We start from the raw sequence: 16,339 nt of genomic DNA on the forward strand, positions 1-16,339 counted from the left end.
GTTCCTGCGACGAGAAAGAAAAAGACTTCGGCGGCTGTCGCTGCCAGGCATTCATGCTCACGGGGGACGCGAGCAACGCCGACCCGGTGTGCAGCAAATCGGAACATCACGGCGTGATCCTCAAGGCTCGCGAAGAAGCCGAACACGCGACCCAGACCATTGAACAACTGGCCTTGCGCAATGCGCGTAACTCGCGGCTGATCGCCAAGGTCCGCTGAATGCATGAATCCAGGCTCACCGTGGCCAGGCCAATGAGCCCTCGCCAGCGACTGTAGGCACTGCGCCGGCAGCCGCGGCCCAGACTTGCAACTCAGGGCGACGGCAGGTAGGCCATCGCGCGGGACTCGCCCATCAGCAGCGGATGATTGAGTTCAGCACAGGCGCGCAAATAGTCGGCTACCAAGGTGATCCGCTTGAGCTTGCGCAGGTCCTCGCTGTAGTACATCCAGAACTGTCGAGTGACCTCCACCTGATCCGGTAGCACTTCGCACAGGCGCGGGTCGGGACCGGCGAGGAAGCAAGGCAGGATGGCCAGCGCGCGCCCTTCCAGCGCCGCATGGTACTGGGAAACTACGCTGGTGCTGCGCAGGCGGCTGTGCGCGCCGGGCAGCAGGTCGTTCAGGTAGAGCAGCTTGAAGCTGAAGGCCAGATCCTCGACATAGGTCACGAATGGGTGACCGGCCAGGTCCTCGCGACTGGCAATCGGCGAATGATTGGCCAGGTACTCCGGTGTCGCATACAGACGCAGACGGTAGTCGCACAGCCGCGAGCACACGTACGGACCGCGCTCAGGCCGCTCCAGGGTGATGGCGATGTCTGCCTCGCGCCGTGACAGATTGACGAAGTGCGGGACCGGCAGGATGTCCACGGAGATATGCGGATAGTGGATGATGAAGTGGCTCATCTGCGTGGTGACGAAACAGGAGCCGAAAGCTTCGGTACAGCCTATACGCAGGTGCCCGGCGAGCCCCCCGGTGGTTCCGGAAACCTGCTCGCAGGCTGCCAGCAGCGTACTTTCCAGAGTTTCGGCGTGACTGACCAGGCGCTGCCCCTCGATAGTCATGACGAAACCCGACGCTCGGGACTTCTCGAAAAGCAGTGCGCCAAGGCTTTGCTCAAGGGCGCGGATGCGCCGCGACACCGTGGTGTAGTCCACCCCCAAACGGCGCGCTGCGCCACTCGCGGTGCGTGCACGGGCGACCTCGAGAAAGAAACGCATATCGTCCCAATTCACGTGACTTTGCGTTGTGCTTTTTTGCATATTCATCAGGCTTTTCTGCCAATACATATTGGAAATTAGCCAACATATACTCGCATTCAGCCTGGTTTGACCAGCATCGTTTCTCAACCGGAAAAGCCCCGATTTCAACCAGGGCTAACGGCATGAATGCAGGGTAAAAAACACTGCTTTCAAGCCGAAAACAGGCGGCTGCGCGACAGCGCAATCACTGCCACCATCGCGCCCGCCGAGGGCTAATACGGCGGGTTTCCTGTCGGCGCCACACCTGCCATTTCAACCCTTGCCTCCGGAAGATCGCCAGGGCAGCAACGACTCCAGCAGCATTCAGGTGACGCTCCGCTTCGGGACGTCGCCCGGGTACCCGTACGCCCCTCAAAAGGCCGGAAAACAACAACAATTAAAAGCGGAGCCTCACTATGACGACTGATCATCCGAACCACGCCCTGACCTGCGCCCAGGTCAGGGCCAATCCCAAGTTCCAGCGACTCACCCGCCAGCGCGCGCTCCTGGCTTGGTCACTGAGCGGCGCAGTCCTGGCTGTCTATTACAGCTTCATCATGGTAGTGGCCTTCGCACCTGCCTGGTTGCACCTGCCACTGTACGACGGCAGTCACCTCAGCCTCGGCATGCCGGTCGGCGTGGCAATTATCCTGCTGTCCTGGCTACTTACCGCCTGGTACGTGAACACCGCCAACACCCGTTTCGACGCGCTCAGCGCGCAGATCCTCCAGGAGACCCGCGCATGAAACGCCTACTCGCCCTTCTCGCCCTCAGCCCCCTGCTGGCCAACGCCGCACCCATCACCGCGGAGAAGCAACCGCTCAATGTGCATGCCATCGGCATGTTCTTCATCTTCGTCCTCGCCACTTTGCTGATCACTTGGTGGGCGTCCCGTCGCACGCGCTCCGCTGCCGACTTCTACAGTGCCGGCGGCGGTATCACGGGCTTTCAGAATGGCCTGGCGATCGCCGGTGACTACATGTCGGCGGCCACTTTGCTGGGCCTCTCGAGCCTGGTGTTCGCCAAGGGCTATGACGGCTTCATCTATATCATTGGCTTCTTCGTCGGCTGGCCCATCGTCACCTTCCTGATGGCCGAGCGCCTGCGCAACCTGGGCCGCTATACATTCGCCGACATCGTCTCCTTCCGCCTGGATCAAACTCGCGTGCGCAGCTTCGCCGCCCTCGGTTCGCTGACGGTGGTGTGTTGCTACCTGGTGGTGCAGATGGTCGGTGCTGGCCAGTTGATCAAGCTGCTGTTCGGCCTCGACTATCGCACGGCGGTGGTGGTGGTCGGCCTGCTGATGCTGGTCTACGTGATCTTCGGCGGCATGCTTGCCACCACATGGGTGCAGATCACCAAGGCGGTCCTGCTGCTGGCCGGCGGCACGACCCTGATGCTGATGGCCCTGAGCCGTTTCGGCTTCAGCTTCGAGACGCTGGCCGCCCAAGCCGTGGCGGTGCATGCCAGCGGCGTGCAGATTATGGGCCCGGGCACCTTGCTGGCCGACCCGATCAACGCGGTGTCACTGTCCCTCGGACTGGTCTTCGGCATCGCCGGCCTGCCGCACATTCTGATGCGCTTCTTCACCGTACCCAATGCCAAGGAGGCGCGCAAATCGGTGCTATTCGCCACGGTGTTCATCGGCTTCTTCTTCCTGGTGGTCTGCATCCTGGGCTACACCGCCATCGTCATCGTCGGCACAGACCCGCAGTACTATGTCGACGGCAAGCTCGGCGGCGCCATGATCGGCGGCGGCAACATGGTTGCCATGCATCTGGCTAAAGCGGTGGGCGGCAACCTGTTTCTCGGATTCCTCTCCGCCGTGGCCTTCGCCACCATTCTTGCAGTGGTGGCCGGCCTGGCGCTGGCCGGCGCCTCGGCCATCTCTCACGACCTTTATGCCTCGGTACTGAAGAAGGGCCAGGCCGACGAGAAGCAGGAAATGCGAGTGTCGCGCATCGCCACTGTCGGTCTGGGCATCGTCGCGATTTCCCTCGGCATTCTGTTCGAGGGCCAGAACATCGCCTTCCTGGTCGGCCTGACGTTTGGCATAGCGGCCTCTGCGAATTTCCCGGTATTGATCATGGCCATGTACTGGGGTGGCTTGACCACCCGTGGCGCCCTCTATGGTGGTCTGACTGGCCTGATCAGCGCCCTGGCCCTGGTCATCGGCTCTCCGTCGGTGTGGGTCGGCGTATTGGGCCATGCCCAGGCAATCTTCCCCTACGACCAGCCGGCGCTGTTCTCCATGCCTTTGGCCTTCCTGGTCATCGTGGTGGCGTCCAAACTGGACCGTAGCGAGCGTGCCGACCGCGAGCGTGCTGCCTATGCCGATCAGTTCGTCCGCGCCCAGACTGGCCTGGGCGCTGCTATGGCCAGCAGTCACTAACGCTGCAGCTTCCCGGGGTCTATGCCCCGAGCGCGAGTTCGCCCCTTAGCGTCGCGCTTTTTTACTCCCGCCCTGCGCCACCCGGCGCAGGGCACCTCCAACGAGTCTTCCCTCCACCGGCCCCGGCCAGTGCGGGAACGGCTTGCTTATAACAACAAGAGGCAAGCAATGAAACCCATCCTTTTCACCCTGCTCCTGGCAGGCAGCAGCGTTGCCACCCAGGTCCACGCGGACTTCCTCGCAGACAGCAAGGCCAGCCTGGAACTGCGCAACTTTTACTTCAACCGAGATTATCGTCAGACCAACGCCGCCCAATCCAAACAAGAGGAATGGGCCCAGGGTTTCCTGCTGCGCTATGAGTCGGGCTTCACCGACGGTTTGATCGGTGTCGGTTTCGATGCCATCGGCCTGCTCGGCGTCAAGCTCGACTCCAGCCCTGATCGCGCAGGTTCCGGCCTGCTCAAACGCCACCGTGACACAAGCAAAGGTGCGCAGGACGAGTACGGCGAACTGGGCCTGACCGCCAAAGTGCGCGCCTCGAAAAGCACGCTGAAACTCGGCACGCTGCTGCCGAAACTGCCGACGGTACTGGCCAACGATTCACGGCTGTTGCCACAAACCTTCAAGGGCGGTCAGTTGACGTCGCTGGAACTCGAAGGCCTGACCGTGGATGCCGGACGACTGACGCAGGTCAATCAGCGCGACTCCTCGGATTACGAGGACATGGGCATCACCCGCACCGGCGCCAAGGGCATCACCACACGTCATCTCGACAGCGACAGCTTCGATTTCGCCAGCCTGAACTACAAATGGACCAGCAACCTCGCCACCGGCTACAGCTACGGTCACCTCGACAACTTCTACAGTCAGCACCTGGTCAACCTGACCTACGTGTTGCCGGTCACAACCGGCCAATCGCTGAAGACGGATCTGCGCTTCGCCCGCTCCACGGACGATGGCGGCAGCAATGTCGATAACAACGCCATCGGCGCGATGTTCACCTACAACCTCGGCGGGCATGCGTTGGGCCTGGGTTATCAAGGCATGAGCGGCGACACCGGCTACGCCTACATCAACGGCACCGATGCGTTCCTGGTGAACTTCGTGCAGATCGGCGACTTCGCCAGCAAGGACGAAAAGTCCTGGCAGGCGCGCTACGACTACAACTTCGCGGCCATTGGCGTACCGGGCCTGACCTTCATGACCCGCTACCTCACCGGTGACAACATCGATCTGGGCGGCAATCGCCCGGAAGGCAAGGAATGGGAACGCGATACCGACATTGGCTATGTCGTGCAGAGCGGGCCGTTGAAGAATGTCGGGGTGAAATGGCGCAATGCGACAGTGCGCTCGACCAACTTCGGCAGCGACCTGGATGAAAACCGCCTGATCCTCAGCTATACCCTGGCGCTGTGGTAAATCCCCCCGCCAGACGGGGGCCGCTCGCATTGCCTGAGAGTGCGAGTGCCCCCCAATCCAACGCGCCACCTCTATGATTTTTTTGCACAACGCACCGGTTTTTATGAGCATTTTTAATTGATTTTTGCATGCATATACTGGGCTCAAGCGCCTGGTCATGAACCGCGCCAGACCCAACAAAAACAAACAAGGGCATACACCGTGAAGACATCCATGCTTGCCGCCGTCTCCCCGCTCTCAGGTACCTGCACGCGTCTCGTACGCATTGCTGCCCGCAGCGAAGCCCCCTTCGCCGCCTGACCATCCCGTACCTGTACCCGCGCCGATCGTCACCACGATCGATGGAGACTCCAATGAACAGCAACTGCCAACCGTTCCTCGCCGCTCGAGACTTCCTGCTGGCCCACCGTACCGACTACGCCACTGCCGTGCGTGACTTCCGCTGGCCGCAACTGAACGAGTTCAACTGGGCACTGGATTACTTCGATGCCATGGCCGAGGGCAACCAGGCCAACGCCCTGTGGATCGTCGAAGAAGACGGCAGCGAACAACGCTACAGCTTCCAGCAACTGGCCTCGCGCTCTAATCAGGTGGCCAACCACTTGCGTGCCCTCGGCGTACGCCGCGGCGAGCGCATCCTGCTGATGCTCGGCAATGATGTCGCCTTGTGGGAAACCATGCTGGCCGCCTTCAAGCTTGGTGCCGTCGTTATCCCCGCCACCGCCCTGCTGACCCCCGATGACCTGGGCGACCGCATCGAGCGCGGCCAGGTTCGTCACCTGGTGGTCGGCAGCGCCCATGTCGACAAGTTCGTCGGCCTGGGAGAAGGCTGCAGCCGCATCTGCGTCGGCCCGGCCCCCGCCGGCTGGACCCCGCACAGCGCCGCCAACGACTATTCCGAGCAGTTCGACGTCGAGGACCGCACGCTAGCCACCGACCCGATGCTGCTGTACTTCACCTCCGGCACTACCTCCAAGCCGAAGATGGTGCTGCACAGCCACCAGAGCTACCCGGTCGGCCACCTGTCGACCATGTACTGGATCGGCCTGCAGCCGGGTGACCTGCACTTGAACATTTCGTCACCGGGCTGGGCCAAACATGCCTGGAGCTGCCTCTTCGCACCGTGGAACGCCGGCGCCTGCATCTTCATCCACAACGTCGCGCGCTTCAGCGCCCCGGCCCTGCTTGGCGCGCTGGAGCGCTATGGCGTCACTAGCCTGTGCGCCCCGCCCACCGTGTGGCGCATGCTGATTCAGGAGGACCTGGCCAGTTACAAGCAGCGCCTGAACCTTCGCGAACTGGTGGGCGCCGGTGAGCCACTGAACCCGGAGATCATCGAGCAGATCCTGCATGCCTGGGACTTGCCGCTGCGTGATGGTTTCGGTCAGTCGGAAACCACCGCTCTGGTCGGTAATACACCCGGCCAACTGCTCAAACCCGGCTCCATGGGCCGTCCTCTGCCGGGCTACAGGGTGACCATGCTTGACCCCGACGGCGTACCCGGCAACGAGGGAGAAGTAGCCCTGCCACTGGACGTGCGTCCGCTCGGCCTAATGTTGTGCTACGAGGACAGCCCCGAAAAAACCGCAGAAGTAATGCGCGACGGCTACTACCGCACCGGCGACACCGCGCAGATCGACGAGGATGGCTACATCACCTTTGTCGGCCGTGCCGACGATGTGTTCAAAGCCTCCGACTACCGCATCAGTCCCTTCGAGCTGGAAAGCGCACTGATCGAGCACCCGGCGGTGATGGAAGTGGCCGTGGTTCCAAGCCCGGACCCTCTACGCCTGGCCGTGCCCAAGGCGTTCCTGATCCTGGCCCATGACGAACCCGGCAGTGCCGAACTGGCCGGTAACATCCTCGCCTTCGCCCGCGAGCACCTGGCGCCCTACAAGCGGGTGCGACGTATCGAATTCGTCAGCGAACTGCCCAAGACCATCTCCGGGAAGATCCGGCGGGTGGAACTGCGACAGATGGAAGTGCAGCGCCGCCAGAGCGATGCACGCGGCGCGCAAGAGTACTTCGAAGAAGACTTCCCACAGCTCAAGGGCTAAACCCGGGCCGGTACGCCGGCCCTCCTGAATTCAAACACGACCGCTCGGCCAACCAGGCCGAGGGGCCTTACTCGACTCAAAGAAAGTAGACAGGACCCGAAAATGACCTCCTCCAGCATTCCTAGCGTCAAGCTTCTCATCAACGGCGAATTCGTCGAATCGCGTAGCACTCAGTGGCGCGACGTGGTCAACCCGGCCACCCAGGAAGTCCTGGCCCGCGTGCCCTTCGCCACCGCAGAGGAAATGGACGCCGCCGTGGCCAGCGCCAAGGAAGCCTTCAAGACCTGGCGCAAGACTCCGATCGGCGCCCGCTCCCGGATCTTCTTCAAATACCAGCAACTGATCCGCGAGAACATCAAGGAACTGGCCGCCCTGCTCACCGCTGAACAGGGCAAAACCCTGCCGGATGCCGAAGGTGATGTGTTCCGCGGCCTGGAGGTGGTCGAGCACGCCGCCTCCATCGGCAATCTGCAGATGGGTGAGTTGGCCAACAACGTCGCCAATGGCGTCGACACCTACACCTTGATGCAGCCGCTGGGCGTGTGTGCCGGCATCACCCCGTTCAACTTCCCGGCGATGATCCCGCTGTGGATGTTCCCGATGGCCATCGCCACCGGCAACACCTTCATCCTCAAGCCGTCCGAGCAAGACCCGCTGGTGACCATGCGCCTGGTCGAACTGGCCCTGGAGGCCGGTGTACCCAAGGGCGTGCTCAATGTCATCCACGGCGGCGTCGACGCGGTGAACCTGATCTGTGACCACCCGGACATCAAAGCCGTGTCCTTCGTTGGTTCGACCAAGGTCGGCACCCATGTCTACAACCGCGCTACGCAGAACGGCAAACGCGCACAGTGCATGATGGGCGCGAAGAACCACGCCATCGTCCTGCCCGATGCCAACAAGCAGCAGACGTTGAACAACCTGCTGGGCGCCTCCTTCGGCGCCGCCGGTCAGCGCTGCATGGCCCTGCCGGTGGTCATTCTGGTGGGTGAAGCGCAGACCTGGTTGCCGGACCTGATCGAGCGGACCAAAACCCTCAAGATCAATGGCGGCACCGAACCTGGCACCGACATCGGCCCGGTGATCTCCTGCGCGGCCCTGGATCGCGTCAACAGCCTGATCGCCAGCGGCATCGAAGAAGGCGCCAGGCTCGAACTGGATGGGCGCAACCCAAGCGTGCCTGGCTACCAGGACGGCAACTTCGTCGGCCCGACCATATTCTCCGGCGTCACTGCACAAATGTCCGTGTACCGCGAAGAAATCTTCGGCCCGGTGCTGTGCGTCATGCACGCCGCCAGCTTGAGCGAAGCGATCGAGATCATCAACGCCAACCCGAATGGCAACGGTACCGCCCTGTTCACCCGCTCCGGCGCTGCGGCCCGTCACTTCCAGGAAGAAATCGACGTCGGCCAGGTAGGCATCAACGTGCCGATCCCTGTACCGGTCCCGCTGTTCTCGTTCTCCGGTTCGCGCGCCTCCAAACTCGGTGACCTGGGCCCCTATGGCAAACAAGTGGTGACCTTCTACACCCAGACCAAGACGGTCACCCAGCGCTGGTTCGACGAGGATGACACCGGCGGCTCGGTGAACACCACCATCACCCTTAAATGATCTCTTCCGGCCGGCGCCCAGCGTCGGCCGGCCAGGAGCTGAACGATGGAATACCAGACATTAACGGTTGATGTGCAACAGCGCGTTGGCCTGATTACGCTCAACCGGCCGCAAGCGCTCAACGCGCTGAACAGTCAGTTGATCGCCGAGCTGAACCTGGCTCTGCACCGCCTGGAGGCCGACCCCGAAGTCGGCTGCATGGTCATCACCGGATCGACCAAGGCCTTTGCCGCCGGCGCTGACATCAAAGAGATGGCCGCGCTGGGTTATCCGCAAATCTACCTGGACGATTTCTTCGCCGCCGCCGACCGCATTGGCGCCCGGCGCAAGCCAATGATTGCCGCAGTAGCCGGTTATGCCTTGGGTGGCGGCTGCGAGTTGGCGCTGATGTGCGACTTCATCTACGCCGCCGATAACGCCCGCTTCGGCCTTCCGGAATTGAACCTGGGAGTGATTCCCGGGATCGGTGGCACCCAGCGCCTGAGCCGCGCCGTTGGCAAGTCCAAAGCCATGGAGCTGTGCCTGACTGGCCGCCAGCTCGGCGCCGAGGAAGCTGAGCGCGCCAACCTGGTGGCCCGTGTTTTCCCCGTCGCGGAGTTGCTGGAACGGACCCTGGAAGTCGCCCGCGGCATTGCCGGCAAGTCGCTGCCGGCGGCCATGATGATCAAGGAATGCGTCAACCGCGCTGAAGAAATCAGCCTCAGCGAAGGCATACGTTTCGAGCGTCGGCTGTTCCATTCGCTGTTTGCCGGCCACGACCAAAAGGAAGGCATGCAAGCCTTCGTCGAAAAGCGCGTGCCGAATTTCCTGCACCGCTGATCCCCACTCGCAAAAGGTAGTCATCATGCATATCGGATTTCTCGGCCTCGGCAACATGGGCGGCCCAATGGCCCGCAACCTGCTCAAGGCTGGACACAGCCTGACCGTCTTCGATCCTTTCCCGCAGGCGGTCGCCGCCCTGGTGGAGGCCGGTGCCAGCGCCGCTGACTCGCCCGCCGCCGTGGCCAAAGCCAAGGTTGAGGTGATCATCACCATGTTGCCGACCGCCGACCATGTGAAGCAGGTCTATCGCGGTAAGGAGGGCCTGTTGGCCAATATTGGCCAGGGCGTGCTGTTGATCGACAGTTCAACCATTGACCCGCTCAGTGCCCGCGAAGTGGCCAAATTCGCCCTTGCCCAAGGCAACCCGATGCTCGATGCGCCGGTATCCGGCGGCACCGGTGGCGCGACGGCAGGCACCCTGACCTTTATGGTCGGTGGCCCGGTCAGCGTATTCGACCAGGCCCTGCCAATCCTCTCGGCCATGGGCAGGAACATCGTGCACTGCGGCGCAGCAGGTAACGGCCAGGTGGCCAAGATCGCCAACAACATGCTGCTCGGCATCTCCATGGTCGGCGTCGCCGAGGCCATGGCCCTGGGTGTAGCCCTGGGCATGGACGCCAAGGTGCTGGCCGGTGTCATCGGCACCTCCACCGGTCGCTGCTGGAGCTCGGAGATCAACAATCCGTTCCCGGGCGTGCTGGAAAACGCTCCGGCCTCGCGTGGTTACAGTGGCGGCTTTGGTACCGACCTGATGCTCAAGGACCTCGGCCTCGCCACCGAAGCAGCGAAACATGTGCGTCAGCCGGTGGTGCTCGGTGCTGCCGCCCAGCAGCTGTACCAGACCTTCAGCCTGCAAGGTAATGGCGGTCTGGACTTCTCCGCCATCATCAAACTGTTTCGTGGAGAAGCAAAAGCATGAGCGAGCAGCAAGCCCCGGTGCTGGCCAGTGTGCGCAACCGCATCGGCCACCTGACGCTGAATCGACCGAGCGCGTTGAACACCCTGAACCTATCCATGGTGGGCCTCCTGTACCGGCACCTGTGGGTCTGGGAAAAGGACCCGGAGATTGTCGCCGTGACCATCCGTGGTGCCGGGGAAAAGGCCTTCTGCGCCGGTGGCGACATCCGCATGCTGTACGACAGCCACAAGGCCGGCGACGACCTGCACGAGGTGTTTCTCGAGGAGGAATACGTCCTTGACGAGTACCTGCATGGCTACTCCAAACCGGTGCTGGCGCTGCTGGATGGTTATGTTTTGGGCGGCGGTATGGGGCTCGCTCAGGCCGCCTCGCTGCGGGTGATCACCGAGCGCACGCGGATGGGTATGCCGGAAGTCGGCATCGGCTTTTTCCCCGATGTCGGCGGCAGCTATTTCCTGCCGCGCCTTCCGGGTGAGCTGGGTATCTATCTGGGGGTCACAGGCTGCCAGGTACGTGCCGCCGATGCCCTCTATGCCAACCTGGCTGACTACTGCCTGCCCAGTGAGCAACTGGCCGAACTGGATGCCGCGCTGGATCAGTTGAACTGGACCGGTGCGCCCGATGAAGACCTGCAAAACCTGCTCGCCCGCATGGCCACCGAACGGATTGCGGGATCGGAACTCAAGGCCTATCGCCAGGTGATCGATGAGTATTTCTCCCTGCCCGATGTGCCGGCCATTCGCACCGCCCTGCAGCGCGAGCAACGTCCCGAGCTGCGCGACTGGGCCGAGCAGATGGCCAAACTGCTCGACAGCCGTTCGCCACTGGCGATGGCCGTGACCCTGGAGCTGCTGCGCCGCGGCCGTTACCTGAGCCTGGCCGATTGCTTTGCCCTGGAGTTGCACCTGGACTATCAGTGGTTCGACAAAGGCGACCTGATGGAGGGCGTGCGCGCCTTGATCATCGACAAGGACAAAACTCCGCGCTGGAACCCGCCAACCCTGGCGGAACTGGCACCACCGCGGGTGCAATCCTTTTTCAGCGGCTTCCGTCCGGCCTCCGCCAACCCTCTTCGCACCGCCTGATCGGCAGGAGACACCGCAATGCACGATATCGAATTGACCGAAGAACAACGCATGATCCGCGACATGGCGCGCGACTTTGCCCGCAGCGAAGTCGGCCCGCATGCCCAAGCCTGGGAGAAGGCCGGCTGGATCGATGACGCCGTGGTGGCGCAGATGGGTGAACTGGGCCTGCTGGGCATGGTTGTGCCGGACACTTGGGGTGGCAGCTACACCGACTATGTGGCCTACGCCCTGGCCGTGGAGGAAATCTCGGCCGGCGACGGTGCCCTCGGCGCATTGATGAGCATCCACAATTCAGTGGGCTGCGGCCCCCTGCTGAAATATGGCAGCCCGACTCAGCAAGACGACTGGTTGCCGCTTCTGGCCAGCGGCCAGGCCATAGGCTGCTTCTGCTTGACCGAGCCGCAGGCCGGCACCGAAGCACACAACCTGCGCACTCGAGCCGAGCTGCGCGACGGTCAGTGGGTGCTCAACGGCGCCAAGCAGTTCGTCAGTAACGGCGAGCGCGCCAAGCTGGCCATCGTTTTCGCCGTCACCGATCCGGAACTGGGCAAGAAGGGGCTGTCGGCCTTCCTGGTACCGACCGACAACCCTGGTTTCGTGGTCGACCGCCGTGAGCACAAAATGGGGATCAAGGCCTCGGATACCTGCGCGGTGACCCTGAACAATTGCACGATCCCCGAGGCTAACCTGCTGGGCGAACGCGGCAAGGGCCTGGCCATTGCCCTGTCCAACCTGGAAGGTGGTCGCATTGGTATCGCCGCCCAGGCCCTGGGGATCGCCCGCGCCGCTTTCGAGGCCGCGCTGGGGTATGCCCGCGAGCGCGTCCAATTCGGCAAGCCGATCATCGAACACCAAAGCGTATCCAACTTGCTCGCCGATATGCACACCCGGCTCAATGCCACCCGACTGCTGGTGCTGCATGCCGCACGCCTGAAAAGCGCCGGGCAACCGTGTCTGTCAGAAGCCTCGCAGGCCAAGCTGTTCGCCTCTGAGATGGCCGAGCGCGTGTGCTCCAGCGCCATGCAGATCCATGGCGGCTACGGCTACCTGGAGGATTATCCGGTTGAGCGTTACTACCGCGATGCACGCATCACCCAGATCTACGAAGGCACCAGCGAGGTCCAACGCCTGTTGATCGCCCGCGAGCTGGCCCACTACGCGCTCTGAGTCCCCCGTCCGGATGCGCCCGCCGCGTCCGGCCGCCCACTTTCTGCCCCTCCTTGTGGAGTTGCCCATGCCCCGCTTGCGCAATATTCCCATCAACCGCCGACTGTGGTTGATCCTGCTGACGTCCATCCTGATGCTGCTGATTCTCGCCGGCATGATGCTCAAGCAGAACTCTGACAACCTGTATGCAGCCAAGGAGCTGAAAACCCGTCACGTGGTCGAGACGGCCAGCGGCATCCTGCGCCACTTCCAAAACCTGGAGGAACACGGGCTCAGTCGTGAACAGGCGCAGCAGCAGGCTATCGCGGTAATACGCGATCTGCGCTATGACCACGGGGACTACTTCTGGCTCGAAGACCTCGACACACGCATGATCCTGCATCCCAATGCCAAGCTTGAAGGCAAGCGCATGGCTGGCACCCTCGACCCTGATGGCAAGGCGCTCTTCGACGAGATGGTTGCCGTGGCAAAACGCGACGGCTCTGGCCTGGTGAGTTACCGCTGGCCCAAGCCGGGTTCCGACGCGCCGGTGGAGAAGGTTTCCTACGTCGAACTGTTCAAGCCCTGGGGCTGGATCGTCGGCTCGGGTATCTACATTGACGACGTGCAAGTCGAGTTCCGCCGCCAGCTGGTACACACCTTCGTCATCCTGATAATGATCACCCTGCTCCTCAGCTCGCTGATCCTGCTGATTGCCCGCAGCATCGCCTCGCCACTGGCGCAAGCGGTCGATGCAATGCAGAACATCGCCAGCGGCGATGCCGACCTGACCCGCAATCTGGACAGCCAGTGGCGCGACGAGCTCACTGCCCTCAACGTCCACTTCAACGTGTTCACCAACAAGCTACGCACTGTGATCGGCCAGTCTATGCAGACCGCCGGCAGCCTGGACCAGGCCTCGCAATCACTCGCTGAGATTGCCAGCGATAGCCAGCGCCACAGCCAACAACAGTCCCAGCAGATGGAGCTGGTGGCCACCGCCATTCACGAGGTTTCTTACGCCGTGCAGGAAGTGGCGAAGAACGCCGAACACGCCGCCAACGAAGTACGCCAGGCCGATGAGCAGGCACGCCAGGGCCAGAACAATATTGACAACAGCCTGAGCCAGATCGACCAGTTGTCCGAGACCATCGGCCAGGCTGTCGAGGTGATCCAGAGCCTGGCCCAGGAAAGCACCCAGATCGGCAGTGTGCTGGAAGTCATTCGCGCCATCGCCGAGCAGACCAACCTGTTGGCGCTGAATGCCGCCATTGAGGCGGCGCGCGCTGGCGAACAGGGTCGCGGCTTCGCCGTGGTAGCAGACGAAGTGCGCCTGCTGGCCCAGCGCACTCAGCAGTCCATCGCGCAGATCCAGGGCATGATCGAGCGCCTGCAGGGCAACTCGAAAGCGGCGGTGAAGGTCATCAATACCAGCAGCCAAGCCGCTCAACAAACCGTCGAACAGGCCCGCCGAACCGGTGAAAGCCTGCACCAGATTCTCAGCGCGCTGCGCAATCTCACCGAACTGAACGCCTCGATCGCCAGCGCCACCCTGGAGCAGTCCCATGTGGTCGAAGACATCAACCAGAATGTCACCCGTGCAGCTTCGCTGGCCCACGAAAATGCCCAGGCAGCAGGCCGGTCCAACGAGGCCAGCCAGGAACTGGGCCAACTGGCGGGTCAGCTGAATCGGCTGTTGGGGCAGTTTCGCGTATGAAGGCGAATGAGCAACGATGGAGGTGTTAATTCCATGACCAACGCCCAGTCAGTCGCGCCCCGTTGCGCCAGCCCGAATTCCCTTTTGGCGGTACCTGTCGAACAAGGGCACCATTCGCGCTACCTGGAAACCCGCCATAAGGCGCTCGAGCTGTTCGCCAGGTGTGGTTTCAGCCGGGTCAGCATGCGCGACCTGGCCACTTATCTGGGGATCAAGGTCGGCTCCATTTACAACCACATCGATAGCAAGGAAGCACTGCTGTTCGAGCTGATCGAGGAACTCTACGAACAGTTGCTTCATGGCGCCAGCCTGGTGAATCGTCGCAAATCCGCACCGGCGGTACGACTGCACGGCCTGCTTGAGGCGCACCTCCTGCTACACGAGCGCATGGGAGCGCATTTCCGCCTGGCAGAGTACGACCTCCATTGCCTGAGCAGCGAACAGCATGCCTTGATCCTGACCCTGCGCCGACGCTACGAGGAGCACCTGGTGGAAACTATAGAGCAGCTCACCGGTAAACCGACCAGTGCCACCCGGCGCGCCACCTTGAGCGGCATCGTGTCCCTCCTCAACCAACTGCCGGCCTGGGTTGGGGAGCCGCACGCAAGCAAGGGAGTACGCCGCAAGTTGCTGCATGACATGGTGATGAGTACCCTCCAGGGTGCGTTGCAGGCGACTCATACCTCAGGCTCTGAACTCTCGTCAAAGCCGGGCTAATGGCCAGACGCTGAACATAAATCTCATGCACAAAAAAACGCCACTCATTGAGTGGCGTTTTTTTGTGAATCCTGGAGCCTTTCTCAAGTTCGGCGCAGGAGTGTATGAGGAGCCACACCAAAGGCCTTGCGAAAAGCATGACTGTAATGGGAGAAATCGGAGAATCCGAAATCCAGTGCAGCTTGAGAAATGCTGCGTACCTGACCGCGTTCTATTGCCTCGCGACTCGCGAGCAGGCGCTCTTTCCAGATCTCCGCGACCGGCGTTTTCTGGTAACGGGCGAAAGCGCGCGTGACGGTTCGCGTGGACACATAATGCACTTGAGCGATGCGCTCGATCGAGAGGTCCGGATCGGTCAGATTCTGCTGGATGTAGTTCATGATCCGACCATAAAGATCCAGCTCCTCATGGGTCGTCTTGAGATCCTGGAGTTCCAGGCTGATCGCCAGAAGATCCAGCAAGGTGTTGGAGAAGCGGCTGGAAAGCCCCTCGTCTTGAAAGCTTGCAGGAATGCTCGCCGCTTGGTGCAACATCTCGCGCAACGGAATCACCCCTGGACGGCGATCGTCCAGGACCACGGCTGTGCAGCCTGCAATACCTGGCAACCGCTGGCTGAGCAACTGTCTCGGAATGCGGACCAAGTGGTTTTCGGTACCACCCAGGCTGAATCGGAACGTCTGGGATGCGTCATAAAGAAACAAGTTGTCCGCCGCTAGCGTTGCCCTGCGCCCTCCCTGCTCCAGTTCACCATAGCCTCGCCGGGTGAAACCCAGCCATAGATCTTCATCAGGACCGCTGCGCAAATGCTGGGGCGAACGCTCCCAAAAATGCAGTGGCGAGGACAGCGTGCAGATGTCCAGCGGCCCCATATCGTGCACCTCCAGCGCCCCGTCGAAATCGCTCTGCGTCAACGGTTTGCTGTCCGCCGCCAGGCAGTGACGGCATACCACTTCTTTCCAGTAATCAAAGCGACGTGGAGACGCAACGGCGAGGGTTGAATACTGATTGCGATGACTCATGGCATTCACCTCACGGCGGCGACTGAACAATAAGGGTGACGGTAACGTTGGTTCCCTGCTTAGCAAATAGCAGGCCACTCCCCTTTTGGGCAGCCAACGGTTCAGAGGCTGCATCAGCGAGTCCCGCTGACACCTGACACTGATTACACCTGCCCGATATCGATGCACACACTCGCCTGCTGACGAAGCGTG

General features: G+C 62.0%; 13 protein-coding genes and 2 pseudogenes. 13 read left to right on the top strand and 2 right to left on the bottom strand.

Annotated features, from left to right (window positions below; genetic code table 11):
* Nucleotides 1-218, top strand: a pseudogene (locus tag PMI36_RS29260) (pyrroloquinoline quinone biosynthesis protein PqqE); the annotation flags it as partial.
* A 92-nt stretch (nt 219-310) separates the two neighbouring features.
* Here PMI36_RS29260 and PMI36_RS29255 read toward each other — a convergent pair.
* Nucleotides 311-1,261 carry a LysR family transcriptional regulator gene (locus PMI36_RS29255; RefSeq protein WP_032830043.1) on the bottom strand — a complete coding sequence of 317 codons (951 nt, stop codon included), beginning with the start codon at nt 1,259-1,261 and terminating at the stop codon, nt 311-313.
* 395 nt (nt 1,262-1,656) lie between these two features.
* On the opposite strand from PMI36_RS29255, the gene PMI36_RS29250 reads away from it, so the two are divergent.
* The 12 genes and pseudogenes from PMI36_RS29250 to PMI36_RS29200 all read left to right on the top strand — a co-directional run bounded on the left by PMI36_RS29250 (nt 1,657) and on the right by PMI36_RS29200 (nt 15,128).
* A complete protein-coding gene (locus tag PMI36_RS29250; RefSeq protein WP_008066826.1) occupies nt 1,657-1,986 on the top strand; it encodes a DUF485 domain-containing protein in 330 nt (109 codons plus the stop codon).
* Nucleotides 1,983-3,632 (top strand): cation acetate symporter, encoded by a 1,650-nt coding sequence (locus PMI36_RS29245; RefSeq protein ID WP_008066828.1) that lies wholly within the window; start codon nt 1,983-1,985, stop codon nt 3,630-3,632. Before PMI36_RS29250 ends, PMI36_RS29245 begins: the two co-directional genes overlap by 4 nt.
* A 168-nt stretch (nt 3,633-3,800) precedes the next feature.
* Nucleotides 3,801-5,051, top strand: a complete 1,251-nt coding sequence (locus tag PMI36_RS29240) for an OprD family porin (RefSeq protein ID WP_008066830.1) — start codon at nt 3,801-3,803, stop codon at nt 5,049-5,051.
* A gap of 353 nt (nt 5,052-5,404) precedes the next feature.
* A complete protein-coding gene (locus PMI36_RS29235; RefSeq protein WP_008066833.1) occupies nt 5,405-7,108 on the top strand; it encodes an AMP-binding protein in 1,704 nt (567 codons plus the stop codon).
* Between the two features lie 102 nt (nt 7,109-7,210).
* Nucleotides 7,211-8,719 carry a CoA-acylating methylmalonate-semialdehyde dehydrogenase gene (locus tag PMI36_RS29230; protein WP_008066834.1) on the top strand — a complete coding sequence of 503 codons (1,509 nt, stop codon included), beginning with the start codon at nt 7,211-7,213 and terminating at the stop codon, nt 8,717-8,719.
* A gap of 45 nt (nt 8,720-8,764) precedes the next feature.
* Nucleotides 8,765-9,538, top strand: coding sequence for an enoyl-CoA hydratase (locus PMI36_RS29225; protein ID WP_008066836.1), 774 nt, complete (start codon nt 8,765-8,767; stop codon nt 9,536-9,538).
* A 25-nt stretch (nt 9,539-9,563) separates the two neighbouring features.
* The gene (gene mmsB / locus PMI36_RS29220) at nt 9,564-10,460 is read left to right on the top strand and encodes a 3-hydroxyisobutyrate dehydrogenase (RefSeq protein WP_008066845.1); all 897 of its coding nucleotides are present in this window, start codon (nt 9,564-9,566) and stop codon (nt 10,458-10,460) included.
* Nucleotides 10,457-11,545, top strand: a complete 1,089-nt coding sequence (locus PMI36_RS29215) for an enoyl-CoA hydratase/isomerase family protein (protein WP_008066846.1) — start codon at nt 10,457-10,459, stop codon at nt 11,543-11,545. The genes mmsB and PMI36_RS29215 overlap by 4 nt, the downstream gene beginning before the upstream one ends.
* An 18-nt stretch (nt 11,546-11,563) precedes the next feature.
* Nucleotides 11,564-12,715, top strand: a complete 1,152-nt coding sequence (locus PMI36_RS29210) for an acyl-CoA dehydrogenase family protein (protein WP_008066847.1) — start codon at nt 11,564-11,566, stop codon at nt 12,713-12,715.
* Nucleotides 12,716-12,872: 157 nt separating this feature from the next.
* A pseudogene (locus tag PMI36_RS32345) lies at nt 12,873-13,553 on the top strand (cache domain-containing protein); the annotation flags it as partial.
* Nucleotides 13,554-13,676: 123 nt separating this feature from the next.
* Nucleotides 13,677-14,411: a methyl-accepting chemotaxis protein gene (locus PMI36_RS32350; protein WP_443216671.1), complete on the top strand. Its 735-nt coding sequence runs from the start codon at nt 13,677-13,679 to the stop codon at nt 14,409-14,411.
* A 33-nt stretch (nt 14,412-14,444) separates the two neighbouring features.
* Nucleotides 14,445-15,128, top strand: a complete 684-nt coding sequence (locus PMI36_RS29200) for a TetR/AcrR family transcriptional regulator (RefSeq protein WP_008066849.1) — start codon at nt 14,445-14,447, stop codon at nt 15,126-15,128.
* 83 nt (nt 15,129-15,211) lie between these two features.
* On the opposite strand, the gene PMI36_RS29195 is transcribed toward PMI36_RS29200, so the two are convergent.
* Entirely contained in the window at nt 15,212-16,147 is a 936-nt protein-coding gene (locus PMI36_RS29195) for a helix-turn-helix domain-containing protein (RefSeq protein ID WP_008066852.1), read from the bottom strand.
* Nucleotides 16,148-16,339 lie beyond the last annotated feature (192 nt).

Origin of the sequence: Pseudomonas sp. GM79, from assembly GCF_000282495.1 — a bacterium.
Taxonomy (GTDB): Bacteria; Pseudomonadota; Gammaproteobacteria; order Pseudomonadales; family Pseudomonadaceae; genus Aquipseudomonas.